This is a genomic window from Neopusillimonas aromaticivorans (assembly GCF_030344915.1).
In the GTDB taxonomy this organism is placed as follows: Bacteria; Pseudomonadota; Gammaproteobacteria; order Burkholderiales; family Burkholderiaceae_B; genus Neopusillimonas; species Neopusillimonas aromaticivorans.
In genome coordinates this window covers 2028344-2053700 of record NZ_CP128233.1, presented here as the reverse complement: position 1 = coordinate 2053700, position 25357 = coordinate 2028344, and the positions used below count along the sequence as shown (strand labels likewise).

Annotated in this window: 12 protein-coding genes and 15 pseudogenes; 16 read left to right on the top strand and 11 right to left on the bottom strand. The window is 58.2% G+C overall.

Annotated features, from left to right (window positions below; all coding sequences use genetic code 11):
- Positions 1-44 precede the first annotated feature (44 nt).
- Positions 45-545, bottom strand: coding sequence for a TlpA family protein disulfide reductase (locus N7E01_RS11330; protein WP_289172950.1), 501 nt, complete (start codon positions 543-545; stop codon positions 45-47).
- A gap of 74 nt (positions 546-619) precedes the next feature.
- Between N7E01_RS11330 and mpl the strand changes: the two are divergent.
- The 8 genes and pseudogenes from mpl (at position 620) to N7E01_RS11285 (ending at position 9030) form a co-directional block, all read left to right on the top strand.
- Positions 620-1990, top strand: a pseudogene (gene mpl / locus N7E01_RS11325) (UDP-N-acetylmuramate:L-alanyl-gamma-D-glutamyl-meso-diaminopimelate ligase).
- Positions 1987-2576 (top strand): annotated as a pseudogene (locus N7E01_RS11320) (YqiA/YcfP family alpha/beta fold hydrolase). Before mpl ends, N7E01_RS11320 begins: the two co-directional pseudogenes overlap by 4 nt.
- A gap of 11 nt (positions 2577-2587) precedes the next feature.
- Positions 2588-4477, top strand: a pseudogene (locus tag N7E01_RS11310) (ribonuclease catalytic domain-containing protein).
- Between the two features lie 294 nt (positions 4478-4771).
- Entirely contained in the window at positions 4772-5329 is a 558-nt protein-coding gene (locus N7E01_RS11305; RefSeq protein ID WP_289172948.1) for an energy transducer TonB, read from the top strand.
- A complete protein-coding gene (gene aroE / locus N7E01_RS11300; RefSeq protein ID WP_289172947.1) occupies positions 5326-6189 on the top strand; it encodes a shikimate dehydrogenase in 864 nt (287 codons plus the stop codon). Before N7E01_RS11305 ends, aroE begins: the two co-directional genes overlap by 4 nt.
- A 16-nt stretch (positions 6190-6205) precedes the next feature.
- Positions 6206-6909 (top strand): annotated as a pseudogene (mtgA, locus tag N7E01_RS11295) (monofunctional biosynthetic peptidoglycan transglycosylase).
- A 118-nt stretch (positions 6910-7027) separates the two neighbouring features.
- A pseudogene (lptG, locus tag N7E01_RS11290) lies at positions 7028-8201 on the top strand (LPS export ABC transporter permease LptG).
- Positions 8198-9030, top strand: a pseudogene (locus N7E01_RS11285) (symmetrical bis(5'-nucleosyl)-tetraphosphatase). The pseudogenes lptG and N7E01_RS11285 overlap by 4 nt, the downstream one beginning before the upstream one ends.
- Before the next feature lie 51 nt (positions 9031-9081).
- Here the strand turns inward: N7E01_RS11285 and N7E01_RS11280 are convergent.
- The 4 genes from N7E01_RS11280 to N7E01_RS11265 are packed head-to-tail and all read right to left on the bottom strand — an operon-like array spanning position 9082 to position 11052.
- Positions 9082-9870 carry a lysophospholipid acyltransferase family protein gene (locus N7E01_RS11280; RefSeq protein WP_289175800.1) on the bottom strand — a complete coding sequence of 263 codons (789 nt, stop codon included), beginning with the start codon at positions 9868-9870 and terminating at the stop codon, positions 9082-9084.
- A 10-nt stretch (positions 9871-9880) separates the two neighbouring features.
- Positions 9881-10291, bottom strand: coding sequence for a Holliday junction resolvase RuvX (gene ruvX, locus N7E01_RS11275; protein WP_289172946.1), 411 nt, complete (start codon positions 10289-10291; stop codon positions 9881-9883).
- Entirely contained in the window at positions 10284-10868 is a 585-nt protein-coding gene (locus N7E01_RS11270; protein ID WP_289172945.1) for a YqgE/AlgH family protein, read from the bottom strand. The genes ruvX and N7E01_RS11270 overlap by 8 nt, the downstream gene beginning before the upstream one ends.
- Positions 10869-10887: 19 nt before the next feature.
- Positions 10888-11052 (bottom strand): rubredoxin, encoded by a 165-nt coding sequence (locus N7E01_RS11265; RefSeq protein ID WP_093969449.1) that lies wholly within the window; start codon positions 11050-11052, stop codon positions 10888-10890.
- 172 nt (positions 11053-11224) lie between these two features.
- Between N7E01_RS11265 and N7E01_RS11260 the strand changes: the two genes are divergently transcribed.
- The 3 genes and pseudogenes from N7E01_RS11260 to hemL all read left to right on the top strand — a co-directional run bounded on the left by N7E01_RS11260 (position 11225) and on the right by hemL (position 13910).
- Positions 11225-11815 carry a bifunctional hydroxymethylpyrimidine kinase/phosphomethylpyrimidine kinase gene (locus N7E01_RS11260; RefSeq protein ID WP_289172944.1) on the top strand — a complete coding sequence of 197 codons (591 nt, stop codon included), beginning with the start codon at positions 11225-11227 and terminating at the stop codon, positions 11813-11815.
- Between the two features lie 139 nt (positions 11816-11954).
- Positions 11955-12598, top strand: a pseudogene (gene thiE / locus N7E01_RS11255) (thiamine phosphate synthase).
- 35 nt (positions 12599-12633) lie between these two features.
- Positions 12634-13910: pseudogene (gene hemL, locus N7E01_RS11250) on the top strand (glutamate-1-semialdehyde 2,1-aminomutase).
- A 65-nt stretch (positions 13911-13975) separates the two neighbouring features.
- Here the strand turns inward: hemL and N7E01_RS11245 are convergent.
- The 6 pseudogenes from N7E01_RS11245 to N7E01_RS11220 all read right to left on the bottom strand — a co-directional run bounded on the left by N7E01_RS11245 (position 13976) and on the right by N7E01_RS11220 (position 21252).
- Positions 13976-14385, bottom strand: a pseudogene (locus tag N7E01_RS11245) (RidA family protein).
- 39 nt (positions 14386-14424) lie between these two features.
- A pseudogene (locus N7E01_RS11240) lies at positions 14425-16076 on the bottom strand (AMP-binding protein).
- Between the two features lie 10 nt (positions 16077-16086).
- Positions 16087-17257 (bottom strand): annotated as a pseudogene (locus N7E01_RS11235) (acyl-CoA dehydrogenase family protein).
- Positions 17258-18105 (bottom strand): annotated as a pseudogene (locus tag N7E01_RS11230) (enoyl-CoA hydratase family protein).
- A 24-nt stretch (positions 18106-18129) separates the two neighbouring features.
- Positions 18130-18917 (bottom strand): annotated as a pseudogene (locus N7E01_RS11225) (SDR family NAD(P)-dependent oxidoreductase).
- Positions 18914-21252: pseudogene (locus N7E01_RS11220) on the bottom strand (bifunctional salicylyl-CoA 5-hydroxylase/oxidoreductase). Before N7E01_RS11220 ends, N7E01_RS11225 begins: the two co-directional pseudogenes overlap by 4 nt.
- Positions 21253-21503: 251 nt before the next feature.
- Here N7E01_RS11220 and N7E01_RS11215 point away from each other — a divergent pair.
- From N7E01_RS11215 to obgE, 5 genes and pseudogenes are all read left to right on the top strand, one after another.
- Positions 21504-22037 carry a MarR family winged helix-turn-helix transcriptional regulator gene (locus N7E01_RS11215; protein ID WP_289175799.1) on the top strand — a complete coding sequence of 178 codons (534 nt, stop codon included), beginning with the start codon at positions 21504-21506 and terminating at the stop codon, positions 22035-22037.
- Between the two features lie 75 nt (positions 22038-22112).
- Positions 22113-23339, top strand: coding sequence for a bifunctional glutamate N-acetyltransferase/amino-acid acetyltransferase ArgJ (gene argJ / locus N7E01_RS11210; RefSeq protein WP_289172943.1), 1227 nt, complete (start codon positions 22113-22115; stop codon positions 23337-23339).
- Between the two features lie 161 nt (positions 23340-23500).
- Complete coding sequence (rplU, locus tag N7E01_RS11205; protein ID WP_289172942.1) at positions 23501-23812, top strand: 50S ribosomal protein L21; 312 nt, start codon at positions 23501-23503, stop codon at positions 23810-23812.
- Between the two features lie 28 nt (positions 23813-23840).
- Positions 23841-24101 (top strand): 50S ribosomal protein L27, encoded by a 261-nt coding sequence (gene rpmA / locus N7E01_RS11200; RefSeq protein ID WP_289172941.1) that lies wholly within the window; start codon positions 23841-23843, stop codon positions 24099-24101.
- Positions 24102-24189: 88 nt separating this feature from the next.
- Positions 24190-25302 (top strand): annotated as a pseudogene (gene obgE / locus N7E01_RS11195) (GTPase ObgE).
- The last annotated feature ends 55 nt before the right edge of the window (positions 25303-25357 follow it).

Sequence of the window (25357 nt, the reverse complement as noted above, 5' to 3'; positions counted from 1 at the left end):
AATACCGACAATTGCAAATACTTCCGGGGTTGCCGCAACACCCGTCAGGCCACTGGAAAACGTTGCAGGACTGCCTCGAGTTCAGCGGGTTTGATCTGGCCCAGGATGCGTTCAACAACCTGCCCGGCTGCATCGTACACCAGAGTGAACGGCAAGCCGCCCGCCGCGTTGCCCAGCGATTTCATCAGGTCTATTCCAGCGTAACCGGTAACCAGCAACGGATATGAAACATTGACTTTGGGCATGAACTTGCGCACGTTGGCTGCCGTGTCGACACCCAGCCCGACAAACTGCACGCCGGGGAACTGTTGGCTGAGCGCCTGGAGATCGGGCATTTCTTTGATGCATGGTGGACACCAGGTTGCCCAGAAGTTGAACACAACCGGACGCCCCAGCCATTGGCCGAGAGACGTTTCAACACCTTCGTGATCGGGAAACTGCCGGGTGAACAAGGCGTCTGGACTTGCCGCCCAAACGGCATGCCCCACCCCCGAGGTTAATGCGGCCCCGACGCACGCCTGCAAAAAAGTACGACGCTTCATCATAAAATGAATTTTAGCACTGCCATTACATCAGGCCGGATGGCTGGCCCAATACCACCGGCACCGAAAGGAATCGAATGCACTTACACATACTGGGGATCTGCGGAACGTTCATGGGCGGCCTTGCCCTGATTGCCCGGGCAGCGGGCCACACGGTTACGGGCTGCGACACCGGCGTATACCCCCATGAGCACACAACTGGAAGAACAAGGCATCCACCTGACCGAAGGTTTCGGCGCCGAACAAGTCAACATCAAGCCCGACCTGTTCATTGTGGGCAATGTCGTCAGCCGCGGCAACCCGCTGATGGAGGCCATTCTTGACCAGGGCCTGCCCTACACCTCGGGGCCCCAATGGCTGGGTGAGCATATATTGCAAGGACAGTATGTCCTGGCCGTTGCAGGCACCCATGGCAAGACCACAACCAGCTCGATGCTGGCCTGGATCCTGGAACAAACCGGCCACACCCCCAATTTCCTTATCGGGGGATTGCTCCCGGCCTTAAGGTATCGGCCCGCTTCAACCCTGCACAGCCCCTGTTTGTCATCGAAGCCGATGAATACGACACGGCGTTTTTTGATAAACGCTCGAAATTTGTACATTACCGGCCCCGTACTGCGGTATTGAACAACCTGGAGTACGACCACGCCGATATTTTTCCGAACCTGGACGCCATTGAAACCCAGTTTCACCATTTGGTGCGCACCGTGCCAGGTTCCGGGCGCATCATACGCCCCGCCCGTTGCGAGGCACTTGACCGCGTCATCGCGCGTGGCTGCTGGAGCCCGATTGATTGCTTCGGCGATGACGGGCGCTGGCAATACACCGAAAACGGCCATGCGTCGCACTTCACGGTTATTGAGAATGGCGCTGTTCTGGGCGATATCACATGGCAACTTACCGGCCGACATAACCGTCTGAACGCACTGGCCGCGCTGGCCGCGGCAAACCATGCGGGCGTCGACCCCGCAGCCGCCCTTGACGCACTCAGCTGCTTTGCAGGCGTCAAGCGCCGGATGGAAGTGCGCGGCATCGTCAACAACATTACCGTATACGACGATTTTGCCCATCACCCGACGGCCATCGCAACCACGCTTGACGGCTTGCGATGCCAGGTGGGTAACGCTCGCATACTGGCCGTGATTGAACCGCGCTCAAACACCATGAAGCTGGGCACCATGGCGGCGCAGCTTCCCGACGCCCTCAAGACGGCCGACCGCGTCTTCTGCTTTGGCGAAACCGAAGGGAAACACGCCTTGGGGTGGGATCCCGCAGTCGTTCTGGCCCCGATGGGCAATCGTGCCAGCGGCTGGCACGATCTTGGCGCGATGGTGCAGGCCATCACCGCACAAGCACAGCCTGGCGATCATATCCTGATCATGAGCAACGGCAGTTTTGGCGGCGTACACGACAAAGTGCTCACCGCACTGGCGCAGGTGTCCGCATGATCCTCTACTTGCACGGCTTCCGGTCCTCACCCCAGTCAGCCAAGGCACAACTGCTGGCAGACGCCGTTGCCCGGCAATTGCCGCACGCCGAATGGGTATGCCCGCAGTTGCCCGCCAGCCCGGCTCACGCCATCGAGTTATGCAACAATCTTGTGCAGAAACTGTCCAACCCCTCTGAGGAGCTTGTTGTGGTCGGCTCGTCGCTGGGCGGTTATTACGCCGGTCACCTGGCGCATGCCTGGCAATGCCGCTCGGTGGTGTTGAACCCGGTAATCTATGCCGCACGCGACCTGGCAACCCGGTGGGCACCCACCCGCACTATCACAGCGATGCACCCTTTGTTTTTTTACCTGAACATATCAATGAACTTGACCGCCTCGCGTTTCCACCACCTGCATACAGCAACCGCCACTTTCTGGTGGCCTGCACCGGCGACGAAGTGCTGAACTGGGTTGAAATGGCCCGATGGTATGGCGGGTGCCGCAGTCGTATCATCAATGGCAGTGACCACGGCATTTCCGACTTTGCACGCTGGCTCCCGGAAGTCATGCAATTCATTCCGGGCGAGCCCGGCACAAAACACTAAAACGATAATTTATGTACGTTCTCTACGAAGACAGTGGCAACTTCAAGGCGGAAAAGATCTTTTCGCAAAGCGACTCCACGTTGCAGGTGGAATCTGAAAGCGGCAAACGCAGCAAGATAAAAAATACACACGTGCTGTTCCAGTTCGACCAGCCCGGGCCGCAGGAGCTTTTGCAAAACGCCAACGCCCTGGCCGAAAGCCTTGAAATTGATTTTCTGTGGGAATGTGCGCCACAAGACGAGTTTGAGGCCACCGTCTTCGCGCAGGAATACTTTGGCCACCCTCCGTCTGCGGTTGAAAAAGCGGCCCTTATCTTCGCCCTGAACAGTGCCCCGGCCTATTTTCACCGGCGTGGCAAAGGCCGTTATCGACCCGCCCCCCGAGATCCTGCAGGCCGCACTGGCCGCCATCGAGAAAAAGCGGCTGGCCGCCGAACAGCAACAACGCTGGACCGATGAACTGGTTGCAGGCCAGCTGCCCGAAACCCTGGCCAGTGTCGCCCAAACCTTCCTGGTCAAACCCGACAAAAACTCGCTTGAATGGAAGGCCTTTGACGCCGCTGTCACACAGCTGGCCACCACGCCCGAAAAACTGCTGCTGCACGTCGGTGCGTGGCCGCATGCACTGAAGCTGCATCGCGACCGTTTTTTCGCCACTCACTTCCCGCGGGGGCTGTCGTTCAAACATGCCGACATCCCTCCACTGGATCTTGACCTGCCCCTGGCCGATGTCGAAGCGTACTCAATCGACGACATCACCACCACCGAAGTCGATGATGCGCTGTCTGTCACCCCGCTGACCGGTGCAGAGGTGCGAATTGGCGTGCACATTGCGGCTCCCGGCTTACTGGTCAAACGGGGCAACGAGCTTGACGAACTGGCCCGCAGCCGCATGTCTACGGTGTATATGCCCGGGCAAAAAATTCCCATGCTGCCTGATGCCCTGATCAACGCATTTTCGCTGGACGCCGGTCAGGCCAAACCTGCACTGTCACTGTACGTGACGGCCAACCTTGAAACCGGCGAGGTCAGCCAGTGGGAAACCCGCCTGGAACGCGTCACCGTCAAGGAAAACCTTCGACATAACTGGCTTGACGCCGAAGTCACCGAAGCCGCACTGGACGACCCGCAAGCACCGTTGCCTTATGGACACTGGCTCCGACCCCTCTGGCAATTTTCCCGCCACTTGATCCGCGAACGCGAGCAGGCTCGCGGCAAGCCGGAAAACAATTCCCGTACCGAATATTCTTTCTACCTCGAGGGCGACCCGGAAGACCCTCACAGCATCGTCAAGCTGGTGCCGCGCCAGCGTAATGCCCCCTTGATCGTCTGGTGGCCGAGTACATGATCCTGACCAACAAGCTCTGGGGTGCCTTCATGGCACAGCACGGCGTACCGGGCATTTATCGTTCCCAGCAGGCGGGTCGGGTACGCATGTCAACCCAGGCTCTGCCGCACGAAGCCATCGGTGTACCGCAGTATGCGTGGTCAACATCGCCGCTGCGTCGCTATGTTGACCTGATCAACCAAGGGCAAATCATTGCGGCGGCCCAGCACGGGGTATCGGCACGACTGGTCGCCCCGTTCAAGCCCAAAGAGGCTGACCTGTTCGCCATCATCGGGGCCTTTGACGCCCAGTATTCCGCATGGGGTGAATTCCAGTCGGCCATGGAGCGTTACTGGTGCATGCGTTGGCTGCAGCAACAACAGCTGACCGAAGTCACGGCCACGGTTTTACGTGAAGACCTGGTACGGTTCGATTGCGCGCCGCTGGTCACCCGGGTCGGCGGGTTACCGGAACTTGAACGCGGTACTGCAGTACGGCTGGCCATTACGGGCTACGACGAACTGGCCATCGATGTGCACTGCCGCCTGATTGACGTATTGCAACCGGACGCCTGAGCACCGTGTGGGCGACCGAGCGAAAAAGCTGGCTTTACATCGGGATCACAGTTTCACTGTGCATCCATGCGGTCGTTGTAACGCTGCGCTTTACGGCGCCGGACGCCCGCAGGCCGCCCGCTCAATCGCTGGAAGTCACGTTGGTCAATACACGCACGGAAACTGCCCCGGCAACGCCGCGCGTCCTGGCTCAACACAATCTGAATGCCGGGGGACAGAAACACCTGATGCCCTGGCCAGCTCACCACTTCCCTGACCACCCCCGAAAGCCCCGACGAAGTCATCCTTGAGGCGTTGCGCAAACGGCAGGCCGAACTTGAAGCACAGCAAGAACGCTTGCTGACCCGGCTCGAGGCGCAACTGCTGGCACCTCAGACACACCGCCCCGACCTGTTACAGCAATCCGAAATGCCAGGCACAGATAATCAGTCGCGTGACAGCGCCGTGCTTGGCGCCCGCATTGCCGCGATCAAAGCACAAATCGAACGCTACAGTGCGCAGCCGCGCCAGCAATTTGTCGGCCCTTCTGCGCGCGAGGCCGGCCATGCACTGTACGTCGAAGCGTGGCGCCAGAAAATCGAACACATCGGGACAACGCACTACCCGCCTGAGGCTCGTGGCAAAATTTACGGGTCATTGCAGCTGACCGCCTATATCCGCAAAGACGGCTCGCTGGAGCGGGTCGAGATCAATACCCCATCCAATGAACCCGTGCTGAACCTGGCGGCTCGTCGCATTGTTCAACTGGCGGCTCCTTTTGCCCCCTTGCCGCCCGAGCTTGCACAACACACCGATATTCTGGCCATTACCCGAACCTGGCATTTCACCAACGATCAACTGACCACCCAATGACCACGCCCATCGCCTCGCCTGCCCCGAAGAAATTTGCTGTTGTCGGCAACCCCGTTGCCCACAGCAAATCGCCGTTCATTCATGCCGCCTTCAGTGCACAGACCGGCATTGCCTTGACCTATGAGCGCATTTGCGCACCGCTCGACGCGTTCGAAGCGACTGTCGAGGCCTTCTTCGCAGAGGGTGGTTCGGGGCTCAACATTACAGTACCGTTCAAAGAACGGGCATGGGCGATGGCAGGAAACGGGCTTTCAGAACGCGCCCGGCTGGCCGGCGCGGTCAACACGCTGTGGCAAGAGAACGGCCAGCTGAAAGCCTGCAATACCGACGGCGTCGGGCTGCTGACCGACCTGCGTCGTCTGGGTGCCGACCCTGAAGACCGGCGTGTCCTGCTGATCGGCGCTGGTGGTGCCGCCAAAGGTGTCACCTTGCCATTGCTGCAAGCCGGCTGCTCCCATCTGCACATCATCAACCGCACGGCAGAACGCGCACAGCAATTGCGGGAAGCCCTCACCATTCATCAGCCTGATGCGGCCAGGCGCCTGAGCGCGGGGCCACTGGATGAACTGAACGGCCACTGGGATGTCGTCATCAATGCAACGTCCAGCAGCATCGACGACCAGGCCCCGGCCATTCCCGGCCTGTCTTTCGCTCCCGACGCCCTGGCCTATGACATGTTCTATGCGCCGCAGGCCACCGCATTCATGCGTTTTGCACGTGCCGCAGGTGCCGCCCGCGTTGCCGACGGCCTGGGCATGCTGACAGGGCAGGCCGCCGTCAGCTTCCAGATCTGGAATGGCGTGATGCCCGACATTGACCCCGTTCTGACCGCACTGCGGCAACAGATCGCCAATGGTTGACCGGCAAGACGCCCGCATGTCAAAGCCCCGGCTGCTGGCTGTTGTCGGGCTGGTCGGGCTGTTCGGCCTGTTGCTTTACCAGTTCGGGCTGTTCATCATGGTGATCTGGCTGAACTTCAATAACCCGGGCACCAGCGCATTCATGCGCAGCACACTGGCCGAACTGCGAACCGATAATCCTGACGCTACCCTGGTCTACGAGTGGGTACCGTATGCTCAAATCAGCCGTGATCTCAAACGCGCCGTCATTGCGGCAGAGGACGCCAACTTCATGGCACATAACGGTGTCGAATGGGACGCCATCCGGCGCGCCTTCGAGTACAATCTGGAAATGGCCGACGAGGGTCGCAGCCGCATGCGGGGCGGCTCGACCATCACACAGCAACTGGCAAAAAACCTGTTTCTGTCGTCTGACCGGTCTTATTTGCGAAAAGGCCAGGAGCTGATTCTCACCTACATGATCGAAGCGGTCATGAGCAAAGAGCGTATTCTTGAACTTTACCTGAATGTGGCGCAATGGGGCGTTAATGTTTTTGGTGCCCAAGCCGCAGCAAACCATTATTTCAAGCGTCCTGCGGCACAACTGAATGCCCCCAGGCTGCCCGACTGGCCGCCATGCTGCCCAACCCCGCCTATTATGACCGGCGAGGCAACACCAGCTACCTGCAATCGCGAACGGCCACCCTGATGCGTCGCATGCAGATGGTGCAAATCCCCTGATGCAAACCGCGCAAACCTGCTGATTCAGTTTCTCGCTTGCCCATCCGGGGCCTTGCGTCAAAACACGGAACGGCTGTGTTTGTTAAGCTTACGCCTTGTCTTTAAAAACCGACTTTCCATGCGCACCGCCCGTCGCTACCTCGCCCGTGAAATTTACCGATCCTGCGCCGTTGTCCTGGTGGCACTGCTGGGGCTTTTCACGTTTTTTGCACTGATCGAAGCGCTGGAAGACGTTGGCAACAACTTTACGGTATTCGACCTGTTTTACCTGCAGGCACTGCAAATGCCGACCCGGCTTTACGAGCTGCTGCCCATCGGTCTTCTGATCGGCGCTATCCTGGCGTTGGCCAGCCTTGCCCAGCGCAACGAGCTGGTTATCCTGAGGGTGTCCGGGGTCAGCGGCATGAAACTGATGCGCATGCTCTGGGTTATCACCCTGCCCTGGGTCATCGGGGCATTCATCCTGTCTGAACTCATCACACCAGCGGCAGAAATCAAAACCAGTGAAACATCGCTTCAGTTGTTGGGTCGGGCGGGGGTGGACGCCTGAACAGCGGCTATTGGTTCAAGGAAGAAGCCCCCGAAAACGGTACCCGCGTCATCAACATTGCCGAACTCAAGCCTAACGGGGGTGTTGCGGGCATCACCTTGTACGAGTTTCGTGAAGGCCAGGAACTGGCCTCATTTTCACAAGCGGTTGACGGCTACTTCAATGACGGATCGCTGGTCATGAACCAGGTGACCGAAACACGGATCAATGCGGCTGCCGTTGATGCCCTTGCCGATGCCCGCGTCACCGACGCACCCGTCACCCAGGTCAACACGGCAGGGCAGCGCCGCCTGCCCACCACCCTGACACCGGAACGCCTGATTGCACGAATCCTGACACCGGAACGCATGTCGATCTCGGTACTGAGCGACTATATTTCGTATCTGGAAGCCAATAACCTGCAAACCAATCGGGAAGTCGTGGCCTTATGGCGCAAGCTGGCTTACCCTTCACGCTGCTCGTCATGATCACCATCGCCGCACCCATCGGGTTCATGCAAACCCGACGAGGCGGTGTCGGTGGCAAGGTGTTTGCCGGCATTCTTCTGGGCGTCGGCTTTTTCATGATCAACCAGCTGGCCCTGAACGTCGGAATGCTGGGCAAATGGGCCCCATGGGTCACTGCGCTGGTCCCCAACATCGGCGCGCTGCTGCTCGCGCTCGGGGCGCTGATCCTCATGGAAAATCAACATAACGTCCGGCGCTTTCTTGTCACACACAGCCCCTGGAGCCGCACGGCATGAACACTCCCCACGACATCTGGTTCATTGGTGACGTCCAGGGTGCTGCCAGTCACTCCACGACCTGCTCAAGCATCCCGACATTGCCGCCGACACAGAGCGTGAACTCTGGTTTGCCGGCGATATCGTCAATCGTGGCCCGCAATCGCTTGAAACCGTCCGCCACATCATGGGTATGCGCAAAAAAGCCATCACTGTGCTGGGCAATCATGACCTGAACCTGCTGGCCGTCGCCGCCGGTGTCAGAAAGCCGGGCAAATCAGATACCATCGCCGACATTCTCAAAGCGCCCGACGCCGACGAAATCATCACCTGGCTGCGGCACCGCCCGTTGGCCCACTATGCGCACGGCCACTTGCTGGTACATGCCGGCGTGATGGCCAAATGGGACGTTGAAAAAACACTGTCGCTGGCCGCCGAAGTTGAGTCGGCCCTGCGCTCTCCCAACTGGAAACGCACCCTTGAGAAAATGTATGGTGATGAACCGGTTGCCTGGAGCGAAGATCTGGGCAACAACAAGCGTTTGCGCGTCATCATCAACGCCCTGACGCGCATCCGCATGTGCAACCGCAAAGGCCACATGGAGTTCAGCTACAAGAATTCGCCCATCGCAGCCGCAAACACCGGCCTGATCCCCTGGTTCGATGTCCCGAACCGGGCGACAGCCGACAAAACGGTCGTGTTCGGACACTGGTCAACGTTGGGGCTGATGATCCGGCCCGACGCCATTTGCCTGGATACCGGATGCGTTTGGGGCGGAAAACTAACGGCCGTGCGCCTGCACGACCACAAACTGATACAGGTTGATTGCAGGCAATCACAAAAACCCTGACGCCCCGCAAACCTGCATCACTTTTCCTTGCTCTGCGCTCCTGTGAAACAGCTATTGTTTCTCGGGCAGAGCCTGATTGACATTAGTTTCTGTATCAGCCCCCACCGCCACTGCCTCACGAATCTGCTCTCGTATAAATGCTGCCAACTGTGCACGGGTCCACCCTTCATAGTGTTGTGCCGTCAACGCAGGCAGGAACTCAACCTCGACACAGGTCGAGGTACTGGCCAGCAAGATCGCCAGGTTAGCGACCAGTGACTGCTCGCCCACAAACGCGATGCGAGCACTGCGCTGGCCACGATGGAAGAAACGTAATGCCACAGGCTGAATCAATACCCCTGTCCGCAACGGCGGCTCGAAAAGACTGGCATGAAACGGCAACACATCAAAACCCGTACTGGTTGTTCCCTCGGCAAACAAGCCGACCACCTGCCCTTGCCTGAACATGCCCTGCATCTGCTCGCCCACATGACGCACCGAATGACGCTGGGTACGGTCAATGAAAACGGTACCCGCCTTCTCAACCAGCCAGCCAATCACCGGCCAATCACGAATATCGCGCTTGGCAATGAACGCGACACAACGCACACTGCTGAGAATGAAAATATCGATCCAGGACACATGATTGGCCACCCACAGGGCCTCACCCCGCATCGACGGCTGCCCCACAATACGCAACCTGACACCGCAAATGGCCATAAGCATGCGCGACCAGGCGTGATTCAGCGATGAGCGTATCGACAATCCGACCACCGGATACACCAGAGCAACACACAGCAAACTGGAAACCAGCCAGATCAGAACCAGGGGTAACCGCAAAACAAACAAGACCGCACCCAAAATAACCTCGTCAGATGATGGCGTCTTGACCCAGAGCGTCAAGATAGCGCTGCAGAATAATAGCAGCCGCCACAGCATCGTCGGGCGCGTTGGTTCCCAGACGCGCTTGGGCCTCGAGACTTGACCCGCGCTCATCGACCAGCGCCACCGGCACGACAAACCGCCCATGAATCTGGTTGGCAAACCGCCGTGCCTGTGTTGTCGCCAGCTGATCCTGCCCATCGGCAGCCAGAGGCAAACCGACAATGACACGATCAGGTCGCCATTCGACCATCAGCTTTCCGATCTCGTCGAAACGCAGATCACGGCGTTCAGCGGTAATAATCGTTAACGGACGGGCATGGCGAGTAAGCGTGTTGCCTAGCGCCACGCCGATTTTCTTGACACCGTAATCGAATGCCAGCAGGGTTTCGTCAGGCATGCCCTGCCGTGCCCGTGAGCATGGAAGAGTGGATGCCCAGCACACCAATGGCTGATTCGTAACGCGCTTCAGGAGGCACGTCGAAAATGACCGCATTGTTTGCTGCGACATTAAGCCAGGCATTCTGGGCCAGCTCGCTTTCAAGCTGACCGGCGCCCCATCCGGCATACCCCAGCGCCACCAGGTAATGTGCAGGCCCGTTGCCTTGGGCAATATCTTCCAGAATATCGCGGGAAGTTGTCAGCAACAGGTCGCCCATGGGCAAGCTGGCGGAATAGTCGCGCCCGGGCGTATGTAATACAAACCCGCGATCGGTATGTACGGGGCCACCGAAAAATACCGGCTGCTGTGCCGCCGGCGCGTCTGGCGACACCGTAATTGACAGCCGCTGCAGCAAATCGGGCAGCATCAGATCGGTGGGACGGTTAACCACCAACCCCAGCGCCCCTTGCGCATTGTGCTCGCACATGAAAATGACAGTGTTGGCCCACTCGCCCCCGACCATGCCTGGCATGGCCAGCAAAAACTGTTTGGACAAGTCGACGCTGTTCTCTGATTGCATTTCGGCTGTAGCCATGACTCGCCCCTTAAGGTGATTACACTTCCATCATTTCGAAATCTTCTTTGCGCGCGCCGCATTCAGGGCAGACCCAGTTGGGCGGCACGTCTTCCCATCGCGTACCCGGTGCAATGCCCTCGTCGGGCAAACCGGCTTCTTCATCATAAATCCAACCACAGATAAGACACATCCATGTACGCATTGCTTGTTACTCGCTGAAAATTTTGAAAGCCTGACCGGTAGGGCAGGCAGGTATCCTATAGAATGGGGTCAATTCCATGAATCCCAATAGTAACCGGGTTTGAGTCAGTGCACGTAGCGTCACCCCCATCGTCCTTGTTATCGGGCCCTTTGATCCCAGCGGTTCCGGCGGCTTGCCAGCCGACGCGGTCACCTGTGCGACGCTCGGCGCACACACCATCAGCAGCGTCACCTCTCTGCACGTTCAGGATACCGCCGCCATTGAAGATGTCCACGATATCGCCCCTGAACTAATCGACGATCAGGCCCGATGCCTGCTCGAAGACATGCCGGTGGGTGCCATCAAGGCCGGCCCGTTCTACAGCGCTGACGCCGTGCGCACCGTGGCGCAAATCGCCGCCGATTACAGCGATGTCCCGCTGTTGCTGCATCTGGCGGCGCCGTCACGGGCCTTCAGCGACGACGACCATAACCTCGAAGAGGTTGTCTCATCGTTGTTTGAGCTGCTGCTGCCCCAAACCGATGTGGTGGTCATCGACGATGGCCTGCTGGCCCATTGGCAAACCGAAGGGCTTGTTCCGGGCGGGGCACCGACACACCCGGCGACCGCCCTGCTGAACTTCGGGGCACAATGGGTCATGACAACCAATGCACAAATTCGCCCCGGGCAATGGGCTCACGTACTGCGCGGCCCCGACAAGCAAATGTTCCATTGGCCCCGGCAGCCCCTGCCATCCGGGTATTCAACCATGACGGCCCCCTGATTTGCGCGCTTGCCGTTGAACTGGCCAAAGGTACGGAAGCCGCCGTGGCGGCAGAGCGTGCGGTCGAACAGGCCAGCCAGCTTGGTACACGTATTTTTCGTCCGGGCATGGGCGCCTCGATCTTCAACCGCACACCATCATGACGCACTCCTCGCAACTGCCCAGTGGCTTGTATGGCATCACGCCGCAAACCACGGATTTTTCCGCGCTGGCCAACACGATAGAACAGGCCGCTCTTGGCGGCATGCGTGTATTGCAATGGCGTCAAAAAAACTGGCACCGGCCGACTCTTTGCAGCAGGCACGCCATATCGCACGGCTGTGCCGCACACTGGGGGTCGCCTTCATTGTCAACGACGATGTCGCGCTGGCCCAGGCCGTACAGGCCGATGGTGTCCACCTGGGCAAAGATGATGGTGACATCGGTGCTGCACGGGCCGTTCTGGGTGCCGGGAAAATCATCGGTCGTTCCTGCTACAACGAACTTGAGCGCGCCGAAAAAGCCATACGCGACGGCGCCGACTATGTGGCCTTCGGTGCCGTCTTTGCCTCAACGGTCAAACCAGAGGCCGTGCGCGCGCCTCTGGATCTTTTTGTCCAGGCAAAACCATTAAGCAAGAAACACGCCGCAAAGCCGGTCGCCCTGGTCGCCATCGGCGGCATTACCACAGACAATGCTGCACAAGTGGTACACGCCGGGGCTGACAGCCTGGCCGTCATTGGCGGTCTGTTTGACACGCCGGACATCCGCAGCACAGCGGCCCGGTTCACAGCCCTGTTCTGATCCGTTTCCATTTCGTTTTCTGAAGAAAGATCATCATGCCTCGTAACACTGAACTTTTTGAACGTGCCTGCCGCACCATACCCGGCGGGGTTAATTCACCCGTTCGTGCTTTTCGCTCGGTTGGCGGCGTACCGCGATTCATCCAGCGCGCCCAAGGTCCTTATGTCTGGGATGCCCAAGGCACACAGTACACCGACTATGTCGGCTCATGGGGCCCGGCCATTCTAGGTCACGCCCACCCCGAAGTGATCAGGGCCGTTCAGGAAGCTGCCGTCAACGGCTTGTCATTCGGGGCGCCGACAGAAGCAGAAATCGAAATCGCCGAAGCGATTGCCGCGCGGCTGCCGTCCATGGAAAAAGTCCGTCTGGTCAGCTCGGGTACCGAAGCCACCATGAGCGCCATCCGGCTGGCACGGGGCTACACCAAACGGCCCAAGATCATCAAATTTGAAGGTTGCTATCACGGCCATGCCGACAGCCTGCTGGTCAAGGCCGGTTCAGGCATGCTCACGTTCGGCCACCCCACATCAGCGGGCGTACCGGCCGAATTCATCCAGCACACCCTGGTACTTGATTTCAACAACATTGAAGCCGTTGAAGCCGCCTTCGCAACCCATGGCGACGAAATTGCCTGCATCATCGTTGAGCCGATTGCCGGCAACATGAACCTGATCCGCCCACAACCGGGCTTCCTCGAAACCTTGCGCCATTTGTGTACAAAACACGGGGCCTTGCTGGTTTTTGACGAAGTCATGACCGGCTTCCGGGTGGGCCCACAAGGCGTGCAAGGCCTGACCGGTGTAACGCCCGACATCACCACCCTGGCCAAAGTCATCGGCGGCGGCATGCCGGTCGGTGCATTTGGTGGTCGCGCCGATATTATGGAACATGTCGCCCCCTGGGCCCCGTCTATCAGGCCGGCACACTGTCGGGCAACCCGGTTGCCGTCGCCGCCGGTCTGGTCACCCTGAAGCTGCTGGCCGAGCCTGGTTTTTATGACCGCCTCGAAACACAAACAGGCAAGCTGGCCGACGGCCTGGCCGAACGCGCCGAAAACGCCGGCATCCCGTTCAGTACCGACTATATCGGCGGCATGTTCGGGCTGTACTTCCGCGAACGCATCCCCACCACATTCGCGGAAGTTTCTGAATGCGATATTGAGCTGTTCAAGAAGTTTTTCCACGCCATGCTGATCAAGGGCATTTACTTTGCACCATCGGCGTTCGAGGCGGGTTTTGTTTCCGCCACCCACGATGACGCCGTCATTCAACGCACGCTGGACATTGCCGAAGAGGTCTTCTCCAGGCTCTGACCGACGAAAGCAGAAACGCCCCGCAGTTGCGGGGCGTTTTTCTGGATTTACCGTTCAGCAAAAAATCAGGCTGCAGGCGGTACTACAGCAGTGACTTCGATTTCGACGCGGGCGCGGTCTTCGATCAGCGCAGCGACTTCAACCGCCGTCATGGCCGGAAAATTGCGGCCAATAATGGCGCGATACTGCTGGCCGATTTCACGCAACTGGGCGTTGTACTCTTGCTTGTCGACAACATACCAGGTCATGCGCGTAATGTGCTCGGGACCGGCGCCACCTTCTTTCAGAACATCGACAATGTTCTGCAGTGCCTGGCCAACCTGTTCAGCCAGGTTGTCGGTTTCAAACTGCTGCTGGGCATTCCAGCCGATCTGGCCCCCAACAAAAATCAATCGGCTGCCGACTTGCATTTCGGCCATGGTACCGTTGGCGTAGCCTCGGGGTTCGGTCCAGGTGGGGGTTGCAGAATTTTCATGATTGCCTCGTGTAAATCAAATAAAAATCAAAAAACAGCTCAGACGTTTTTCTGTGCTTTCTGGCGCAGCACAAAGCGCTGCAGCTTGCCAGTCTCGGTGCGGGGCAACGAACTGACGAACTCAATGGAGCGTGGGTATTTGTAAGGTGCAATGGTCGCCTTGACGTGCTCTTGCAAGGTCTTGACCATGGCGGCGTCTGCGGAAAAACCGGGTTTGAGCACGACATAGGCTTTGACGATATTGCCCCGCTCGGCGTCAGGCTGGCCCACAACCCCGCATTCCGCAACCGCCGGATGCGTCATCAGCGACTCTTCAACCTCGGGGCCGGCAATGTTGTAGCCGGCCGAGATGATCATGTCATCGTTACGAGCCTGGTAATACAGGTAGCCATCCTCATCAAACTTGAATGTGTCGCCGGGCAGGTTCCAGCCATTCTGGACATAAACCTGTTGGCGGTCATCAGCCAGATAACGGCAACCGGTCGGTCCTTTGACCGCAAGACGGCCGACAACGCCTGGAGCGACCGGGTTGAAATCCTCGTCAACTACTTGAGCGATGTAGCCTGGCACCACCTTGCCGATGGCGCCACGACGCACCGATTCGGGGGCTGGACACAAACACGTGGATCATTTCGGTACCACCGATACCGTCAATCATTTCGATGCCGGTGGCCTCTTTCCAGAGCTGGCGGGTCGTGTCGGGCAAGGCTTCGCCGGCCGACACGGTTTTAACCAGTGACTTGAGACTGTAATTTTTGGCCAAAGCAGCCATTTGCCGATAAAACGTGGGGGCCGTGAACGTCATCGTGACACCAAAGCGGTCGACCATCGACAAAAGCTCGTCCGGCGTCAGGCGTTCGATCAGCACGGTAGACGCCCCCACACGCAGCGGGAAGCAGAGCATGCCCCCAAGCCAAAGGTGAATGCCAGCGGAGGTGTACCGGTGATGATGTCGTCTGGCGAGGTTTTAAGCGTGTGGCGCGAAAAGGTATCACACATGGCCAGCACATCGCGATGAAAGTGCATGCAGCCCTTGGGCTTGCCGGTAGTGCCACTGGTAAAGGCGATCAGGCAGACATCATCGACAGCAGTGTCGCAAACAGTAAAGTCGCCCGATTTGGCTGCCGCAACCGTCTCAAGCCCATCAGGGCCGTTATCGCAAAAATAGCGCACATGTTTAAGCGCCGGACAATACGCCGGGTGCGAGGCATCGAGACAATGTTCGATTTCATCCGCCAGACGCTTGTCGCACAAAACCGCATCAAGTTCAGCCTTTTCAACAATCGGCTTGATTTCAGACGCGCGCAGCAATGGCATGGTTGGCACGGCAATAAGGCCGGCCTTGACCACGGCCAGCCAGCTGGCCGCCATCATGGCATTGTTTGGGCCGCGCAACAGCACACGATTACCTGGCACCAGACCCATGTCTTCCGTCAGGACCTGAGCAATCTGGTTGGTCAGACGCTTGAGCTCGGCGTAGGTCAGCGCCTTGTCCTGATCCCCTCGGGCCAGCGCAAGGCCACGCGGTCTCCATGCCCCTCATCAACATGGCGGTCAACCAGCTCTGCCGCACAATTCAACCGCGCCGGATAGGCGACATCGGGGTTGCCCTCGAGCAGCAACTCGGGCCACTGATCAAGTGGCGGCAGGTTGTCGCGGGCAAAGGTATCGGTGTGAGCAGAACGTTCCAAGGTTGTCTCCTTAACTATTTTTCAGCAATTCGCGTGCGATGATGAGCTTTTGTACTTCTGTTGCCCCCTCATAAATTCGCAACGCGCGTATTTCACGGTACAGCTTTTCGACGGGTTCACCGGACACAACGCCCAACCCGCCGAACATTTGCAGCGCACGGTCAATGACACGCTGCGCCGACTCAGTGGCCGTCATTTTGGCCATGGCGGCTTCACGCGTTGTACGCTGCTTGCGGACATCCCGCATCCATGCCGCGCGGTAGGTCAGCAAGGCCGACGCATCAATGTCGGTGGCCATGTCACCCAAGGCGGCCTGGGTCAGTTGAAGATCGGCCAGCGCCCCGCCAAACATCTGACGCGACTTGGCGCGGGAAACCCCTTCCTGAATGGCGCGGCGGGCAAAGCCCAAAGCGGCAGCCGCTACCGAGGCCCGGAAGATATCCAGTGTCATCATGGCGATCTTGAAGCCCTGGCCCGCATCGCCCAGACGCTGCGACACCGGGATGCGGCAGTTTTCAAATTTCAGGCGCGCCAAGGGTGCGGGGCAATGACGTCAATACGTTCGGGCACCGTCAAACCCGGCGTGTCGGCATCAACCACAAAAGCCGATATGCCGCGTGCGCCCGGTGCTTCGCCCGTACGGACGAACACACAGTAAAAATCAGCGATGCCGCCGTTGGAAATCCAGGTTTTCTCGCCATTGATGACGTAGTGATCACCGTCAAGGGTAGCCTCGCACGACATGGCTGCGACATCCGAACCCGCATTGGGTTCGGACAAGGCGAAGGCCGCAATGGCATCACCCTGGCAACGCGCGGCAAATACTTCAGGCGCAATGCATCGCTGCCGGCGATCGAAATGGCACCGCTACCCAACCCCTGCATGGCAAAGGCAAAGTCGGCAAGGCCTTCGTGACGCGCCAGCGTTTCACGCGCGATACAGACCGCACGCGAATCAATTTCAGGCCAGCGACCGCCCCACTGCCCGTTGGGGCCGGACGGGACAACCACCTGCAGAAAGCCGGCATCGCCCAGGGCGCGCACCAGATCACGACAGGCCTGATCGGTATCGCTATGGTCGATATGAGACAAATTCGCTTCACACCACGCATCAAGTGCACGGGCAAAGTCGGGGTGGCGTTCGTCGAAAAACGGCCAATCAAGCCATGTCGTGTCGGTCATTCAATCACCTTCGAAAACTGGCTTTTGCTTGGCAACAAAAGCGTGGTAAGCACGGTGGAAGTCTTTGGTCTGCATGCAAATGGCCTGGGCTTGCGCCTCGGCCTCGATGGCCTCATCAACACCCATGGACCACTCTTGATGCAGCGCCTTTTTGGTCATGGCATGCGCAAAAGTCGGACCGTTCGCCAGTTGTTGAGCCAGCTTCTGTGCCGCTTCGATCAAAGACTCGGACGGATGCAGGGCGTTGAAAAAGCCCCAGTTCAGACCTTCCTGGGCGGACATGGAACGGCCGGTGTACAGCAATTCGGATGCACGACCCTGCCCAATGATACGCGGCAAAATTGCGCACGAACCCATATCGGCTCCGGCCAGACCCACCCGGGTGAACAGGAAAGCGGTTTTGGTTTGTTCGGACGCCAGACGCATGTCTGACGCCATCGCAACAACCGCGCCGGCCCCGGCGCAGACACCGTCAACCGCAGCAATGATCGGCTGCGGGCAGTTGCGCATGGCCTTGACCAGGTCACCGGTCATACAAGTGAACTCGAGCAACTGGGGCATGGTCATTTTGGTGAGCGGACCGATGATTTCATGGACATCACCGCCCGAGCAGAAATTACCACCCGCACCGGTAACGACAACAGTTTTGATATCGCTGGCGTAGGACAGCTTGCGGAACAGGTCACGCAACTCGGCATACGACTCGAAAGTCAGGGATTCTTGCGCTCGGCGCGGTTCAGCGTAATGGTCGCAACCTTGCCATCAGCAGAAACTTCCCACAGGAAATTGCGTGCTTCGTATCCAGCCATAGGCCCGGTGTGATGGGCCATCGTGTGTTCAGTAGTCATGTGTACTCCTTGAGGTGGGCCTGATCAGCCCACCATAACTTCGCCCCCGTCGACGGGGATCGATTGTCCGTTGACGGCCCCGGCACCTGGCGTGCACAGCCAGGCCACGGCATCGGCGACTTCTTCGGGTTGGACCAGACGCCCTTGCGGATTGCCTTCAGCCAGCTTGGCCTTGGCCTCCTCAAGGGACATCCCGGTTTTTTGCATGATGTTGTCGAGCGCTTCCCGCACCAGATCGGTTTCGGTATAGCCTGGGCACACCGCATTAACGGTAATGCCCTTCCTGGCGACTTCAAGGGCCAGGAACGGGTCAGCCCCACGACACCGTGCTTGGCGGCGCAGTAGGCACTGACATAGGCATAGCCCTGCAAACCTGCGGTACTGGCCACATTCACGACACGGCCCCATTTGGCAGCCAGCATGTCGGGCAATGCCGCCTGAATGCAATGAAACGTACCCGTAAGGTTGACGGCCAGCATGCGATCCCAGCCTGCCTCATCGAGACGGTCGAAGCGCTCGCTGACCGCCTGACCGGCATTATTCACCAGAATATGAACCGGACCAAACGTTTCGCGGGCCCGGACGAATGCGGCCTTGACCTCTGCCGCATCGGTGATGTCGGCAGAGACCCAAGCGACCTCGCCCAGCGCAGCCAGTTGCTGCTGCGCACGGGCAAGCGAGGCTTCGCCCCGCCCCATCAGGGTAACGTTACAGCCTTGGCGCAGCAGGCGTTCAGCCACCATCAAACCAATGCCCCGGGAGGCGCCGGTAACCAGTGCATGACGCGGCGCTTGCGCCGCAGCCATGGTCATTTACCAACCGGCTGAGCGTAGGCAGCCGCACGTTCGATATTGGTTTCGAGCTGACGCTTGGCCGGGAAATACTGCTTGGGCCAGGCGATATCGGTAAAGCCAATGTTCGCGGCTTCACGCAGCGTCCAGGCTGCATCAGCCAGGTGCGGACGACCTACCGCGCACAGGTCGGCACGACCCGAGGCAATAATGCTGTTGACGTGGTCGGCTTCGAAAATGGCACCAACAGCGGTCGTGGCGATACCGGCTTCGTTGCGGACGCGGTCGGCAAACGGAGTCTGGTACATACGACCGTAGACCGGTTTTTCGTGGCGTACAACCTGACCCGACGAGCAATCAACCAGATCGACACCAGCCGCCTTGAACATCTTCGCGATTTCAACTGCATCGTCATCAGTGATGCCGCCTTCAGCCCAGTCGTGCGCCGAAATACGAACCGTCATCGGCAGGTTGGCAGGCCATTCCGCGCGCATTGCCTTGAATACTTCCAGCGGATAACGCATACGGTTCTCGAGCGAACCACCGTATTCGTCGGCACGGACGTTGGTGAGCGGCGAAATGAAGCTGGACAACAGGTAGCCGTGTGCGCAGTGCAGTTCAAGCCAGTCAAAGCCTGCTGCGGCGGCGCGACGTGTCGATGCAACAAATTGATCGCGGACCTCATCCATTTGCGCACGAGTCATTTCCTGAGGTGTCTGTGACACCCCTTCAATGTAGGGAATCGGCGATGCCGAGATGATGGGCCAGTTACCTTCGTCGAGCGGCATATCCGTGCCTTCCCAGCTGACTTTGGTGGATGCCTTGCGACCGGCGTGACCAAGCTGGATACCAATCTTGGCATCGGTGTTCTGATGAACAAAATCAGTGATGCGCTTGAAGCCCTGGGCTTGTTCGTCGTTCCACAAACCAGGGCACGCCGGCGTAATACGACCTTCGGGCGACGGCGAAGTCATTTCAACCATGATCAGACCGGCACCACCCATGGCACGCGAGCCCAGGTGAACCATGTGGAAATCGCCAGGCATCCCGTCTTTGCACGAATACATGGCCATCGGCGACATGACAACACGATTTTTCAACTGGATATCGCGCAGTTTGAAGGGCGTGAACATGGGAGGAACGGGACGATCGCCTTCAGTAACTGCACCTGTTTTCTTCGCCATCCAGCGCTCGAAGTTTTCAATCCACTTCCTATCGCGCACGCGCAGGTTTTCGTGGGAAATACGCTGTGAACGGGTCAGCAAGGAATAAGCAAACTGCTCGGGCTCGAAGTTTTCGTAACGCGCAACGTTTTCGAACCATTCGGTCGAGTTACGTGCGGCATTTTGAATTTTGAGCACTTCAACACTGCGAACGGCCTCATAGTGATCGAGCCCTTCAACCAGGTTGAGGTTTTTGGCGATAAGGCAGCGGTGCAGTTCGATCGCGTCTTCGAGCGCCAGTTTGGTACCCGAACCAATCGAGTAGTGGGCCGTGTGTACAGCGTCACCCATGAGAACAATGGGCACGGTACGGCCATCGGACAATTGCTGATTGTGCACCCACTTCTTGCAGATGACGCGGGGAAGCGAATCCAGATGGCAGAACCACGCAAGTGCGATGCATTGCTGATCAGCGCATTGCCATCGAGGTATTCAGCAAAGATTTTTTCACAGAAGGCAATCCCTTCTTCCTGACTCATCTTGTCGATACCATGGGCTTGCCAGGTTTCATCGGGGGTTTCAACGATGAAGGTGGATGTGCCAGGCTCGAACTGGTAAGCGTGCGCCTGGAACCAGCCATGCTCGGTCTTGACGAACGCGAAAGTGAACGCGTCAAATGTTTTCTTGGTGCCCAGCCATACGAAACGGCACTTGCGGGTATCAATGTCAGGCTGGAAGGTGTCGGCGTAACGGGTACGTACGCGGCTGTTCAAACCGTCGGAGGCAATCACGAGGTCAGCCTTGTACTTGACGGCGACTTCCTGGTCATCGGTTACTTCTTCTTCGAAGACCAGATTGACGTTGAGCTCTTTACAACGGTCTTGCAGGATGTTCAGCAGCTTCTTGCGGCCAATACCGATAAAGCCGTGGCCTGAGCTACGAATGCTGGCGCCTTTGTACAAGACATCAATATCGTCCCAGTGGTTGAAGGCATGTGCGATGCGCTCGGCCGAGACGGGATCAGCTTCTTTCAGGTTTTCAAGGGTTGCGTCTGAAAACACAACGCCCCAGCCAAACGTGTCATACGGTCGATTGCGCTCGATGACAGTTACTTCGTGGCTTGGGTCGCTGAGCTTCATGAGCAAACCAAAGTACAGGCCGGCGGGACCTCCACCAATACATACGATATTCATGAGCGTTCTCCGAGAGTTTTTGAAATTTGAGCGCGATTGGCAAGAGGTACGCGCCTACCTATTTAGTTTAGGTTTAAACTATATACACAAAAAAACACGACGCAATGCTTTTTTATGCGGCAATGCACAATACCCGGGACACTGGAATAACCCTAATAGAAAACTTCAAGATTAAACTATATAACCGGTAAATCTCTTGACGTTGATTTATTTCAGACTTGCAGTAATTCGGCTGCATCGGCTTTTCCTTACTGCGAGCGCATAATCCAAATGAACTCTCCTCACCCGGTTACCGACGAACTTCCCCACCCGATCTCGAGTCGCGTGCGGGCCCCGATGATCATGACGGCCTGCGTCTTTGGCTGCGCCTTCTGACCTGCTGCACCCTGATCGAAGGTGACATCCGCAGCCGCCTGCGCACTGAATTCGAAACCACCCTGCCCCGCTTTGACTTGATGGCCCAGCTGCAACGTGTGCCTGAAGGGATGAAAATGAGCGAACTCTCGCGCCACATGATGGTGACCAACGGCAATATCACAGGCATCACCGACCAGCTTGAAAAGGAAGGCTATGTCGAGCGCCTCAAAGTGGCCTCTGACCGTCGCAGCTCGATCATCCGCCTGACCCCAAAAGGTCGACGCGCCTTCCAGAAAATGGCCGATGCCCACGAACACTGGATTCAGGTTCTGTTTAACGGTTTGTCTGACAAGAGCCGTAAATCCATGTTTGAGGCCCTCGGCGAACTGAAACTCCTGGCCCAGACCCGGCTGGGCTCACGCGGCTGACGAAGCGCGCAGCGCCTGCTATAAAATGGCTGTTTACTCGCGTATGCGGGCCCATTTTTCTGTAAGAGTTGCGCCATGGCCGTCAATCTGCACATCCCTGATCAGTCCAGCATTTACCCGGTAGCGGGCATCGATATCGGCATTGCCGAAGCCGGCATCCGCAAAGCCAATCGCAAAGACCTGACCGTCTTCACACTGTCGGCCGGCACCGCCGTTGCCGGCGTGTTTACACAAAACCGCTTCCGTGCCGCACCGGTTCAGGTTTGCGAGGCCCACCTGGCCAGCGGGGCAGAAATCCGCGCCCTCGTCATCAACACCGGCAATGCCAATGCCGGTACGGGTGCGCTTGGCTTAAAAGCCACGCAAGACACCTGTGACGCCCTGGCCAAACTGTTGAACCTGGCCCCGGAACAGATCCTGCCTTTTTCCACCGGCGTGATTCTCGAGCCACTGCCCGTAGATCGTTTGGTCTCCGCCCTGCCCGCCGCCATCGGCAACCTGGGCCCGAACAATTGGTTTGACGCGGCACACGGCATCATGACCACCGACACCCTGCCCAAGATCAGCTCGAAGCAACTCAGCATCGGCGGGCACACAATCACCATCACTGGCATCAGCAAAGGCGCCGGCATGATCAAACCCAACATGGCCACCATGCTGGGCTACCTGGCCACCGATGCCGGCATCGCCCCGGAACTGCTCAAGTCCGTCGCCACCGACCTGGCGAACCAGTCATTCAATCGCATCACCGTCGACGGCGACACATCGACCAACGATTCGTTCATCGTCATGGCCAGCGGGCAAAGCGGTCTGCGCATCGACTCGCGCGAACACCCTCATTTTGCCGAGCTCTATCACGCTCTGGCCGATGCCGCCCTTGAACTGGCGACCAAAATCGTGCGCGACGCCGAGGGTGCAACCAAATTCATGACCATCCACGTTGAACAAGCGAACACAACCGAAGAGGCCCTCAAGGTGGCCTACGCTGTTGCACATTCACCACTGGTCAAAACCGCGTTTTACGCCAGCGACCCAAACCTTGGCCGCATCCTGGCCGCCATTGGCTACGCCGGCATCACCGACCTGGATGTCGGTAACGTGAACCTGTGGCTGGGCGACGTACTGGTTGCCAGCCATGGCCAGCGCAACCCCGACTACCGCGAAGAAGACGGCCAGCGCATCATGAAAGAAGCCGAAATTGTCGTGCGTATTGCACTGGGCCGCGGCAACGCCGCAGAAACAGTCTATACCTGCGACTTCTCGCACGACTACGTCAGCATCAACGCCGACTATCGCTCATAATCGGCAACAGCACACCCCACTGCCGGGTGGCCGCGAACGGCGTGGCAAGCCACCTGTGCGCAGACAGCCTTACCGTCTTAGCTGTTGACTTAAAACACTTTTTCAGGTGATAATTGCAGGCTTGGCGTTTTGCCAAAAACTTATTTACTGAGGTATCCCACATGTACGCGGTCATAAAAACCGGTGGCAAACAGTATCGTGTTGCCCCTGGCCAAAAACTCAAGATAGAACAGATACCGGCTGACATTGGACAAGAAATCTCGCTGGACCAGGTATTGTCGGTTGGCGAAGGTGAACAATTGAAAATTGGTACACCTTTGGTTGCTGGCGCTGTGGTCAAGGCAACAGTTCTTGCACAAGGTCGTCATGACAAGGTCAAAATCTTCAAAATGCGCCGTCGCAAGCACTACCAGAAGCGTCAAGGCCATCGTCAAAACTACACTGAAGTTCGCATCGACGCGGTAAACGCGTAATTTCGAACTCGGCTATCAGGAGCTAAACATGGCACAAAAGAAAGGCGGCGGCTCTACGCGGAACGGTCGCGACTCACAAGCGAAACGACTGGGTGTTAAGGTGTTTGGTGGCCAGGCCATCAATGCCGGTTCCATTATTGTTCGTCAGCGTGGTACAGAATTCCACCCTGGCGTCAACGTCGGCATGGGCAAAGACCACACACTGTTCTCGCTGGTCGACGGCCACGTCAAGTTCGCCATCAAGGGCGCACTGAACAAGCGCACCGTCTCGGTTGTATCGGCTGAATAAGTCCTGCAATCTTGCGCGCAAAGCCCTACCAGCCGGTAGGGCTTTTTGTTTTAGAATAAACACTTAACCTTTAATAACAGCAGGCCCCATGAAATTCGTCGACGAAGCCACCATTGAAGTTATTGCCGGCAAAGGCGGTAACGGCGCCGCGAGCTTTCGCCGCGAAAAGTTCATCCCCAAAGGCGGGCCTGACGGTGGCGATGGCGGGCGTGGCGGCAGCATTTATGCTGTAGCCGACCGCAACATCAACACCCTCATCGATTTTCGCTACGCACGCCTGCATCGCGCCAAGAATGGCGAAAACGGCCGTGGCTCCGACCAGTACGGTGCCGGCGCACCCGACATTGTTCTGCGTGTTCCAGTCGGCACGACAATTTTCGACGCTGACACCGGCGAACAACTGTTCGACCTTGACCGAAACGGTGAACAGGTCACGCTGGCTGCAGGCGGCGAAGGCGGTCGTGGCAACATCCACTTCAAGTCCAGCACGAACCGGGCGCCCAAGCAGTTTACCTACGGCCAGGAAGGCGAACAGCGTCGTTTGCGCTTCGAACTGAAAGTACTGGCCGATGTAGGGCTGCTGGGGCTGCCCAACGCCGGTAAATCCACGTTCATCAGCCGGGTATCGAACGCCAAGCCGAAAATTGCCGACTACCCGTTCACCACGCTTCACCCCAACCTGGGGTGGTACGCACGTCCGAATCGCGCAGCTTCGTGATTGCTGACATTCCCGGCCTTATCGAAGGTGCCTCGGAAGGCGCCGGCACTGGGCCATCTGTTCCTGCGCCACCTGTCACGTACCCGCGTGCTGCTGCATCTGGTCGATGTGGCTTCACCTGACCCTGACATTGATCCTGTCGAGCCGGCCGTCGAAGGCGCCAAAGCCATTGTCGAAGAACTGCGCAAATACGACCCGGCCCTGTTTGAAAAACCACGCTGGCTGGTGCTTAACAAACTTGACATGGTGCCCAACCCCGATGACGTCAAAAAACGTATCTGCAAGGCCCTGAACTGGCAAGGTCCGGTCTTCATCATTTCCGGCCTGACCGGTGAAGGCACCCAGGACCTGGTCTGGGCACTTCAAGACTGGCTCGATACCGAACGGCAACGCGAGAATACCGAATCTGACAAGGCCGACGGCTCCTATGTTGCCGAAGATCCGCGTTTCGACGAAACCCGCGGGCCTGCCGACCCAGCCTGAGACCAGCGGCCATGTCATGCCCATGGCCGCCGCCCGACTGCACGCTTACCACTAA

Coding starts and splice junctions, on each gene's coding strand:
- rpmA (WP_289172941.1), top strand. CDS start 23,841: ATGGCACAAAAGAAAGGCGGCGGCTCTACGCGGAACGGTCGCGACTCA.
- N7E01_RS11270 (WP_289172945.1), bottom strand. CDS start 10,868: ATGGCTACAGCCGAAATGCAATCAGAGAACAGCGTCGACTTGTCCAAA.
- N7E01_RS11265 (WP_093969449.1), bottom strand. CDS start 11,052: ATGCGTACATGGATGTGTCTTATCTGTGGTTGGATTTATGATGAAGAA.
- argJ (WP_289172943.1), top strand. CDS start 22,113: ATGGCCGTCAATCTGCACATCCCTGATCAGTCCAGCATTTACCCGGTA.
- aroE (WP_289172947.1), top strand. CDS start 5,326: ATGACCACGCCCATCGCCTCGCCTGCCCCGAAGAAATTTGCTGTTGTC.
- ruvX (WP_289172946.1), bottom strand. CDS start 10,291: ATGCCTGACGAAACCCTGCTGGCATTCGATTACGGTGTCAAGAAAATC.
- N7E01_RS11330 (WP_289172950.1), bottom strand. CDS start 545: ATGATGAAGCGTCGTACTTTTTTGCAGGCGTGCGTCGGGGCCGCATTA.
- rplU (WP_289172942.1), top strand. CDS start 23,501: ATGTACGCGGTCATAAAAACCGGTGGCAAACAGTATCGTGTTGCCCCT.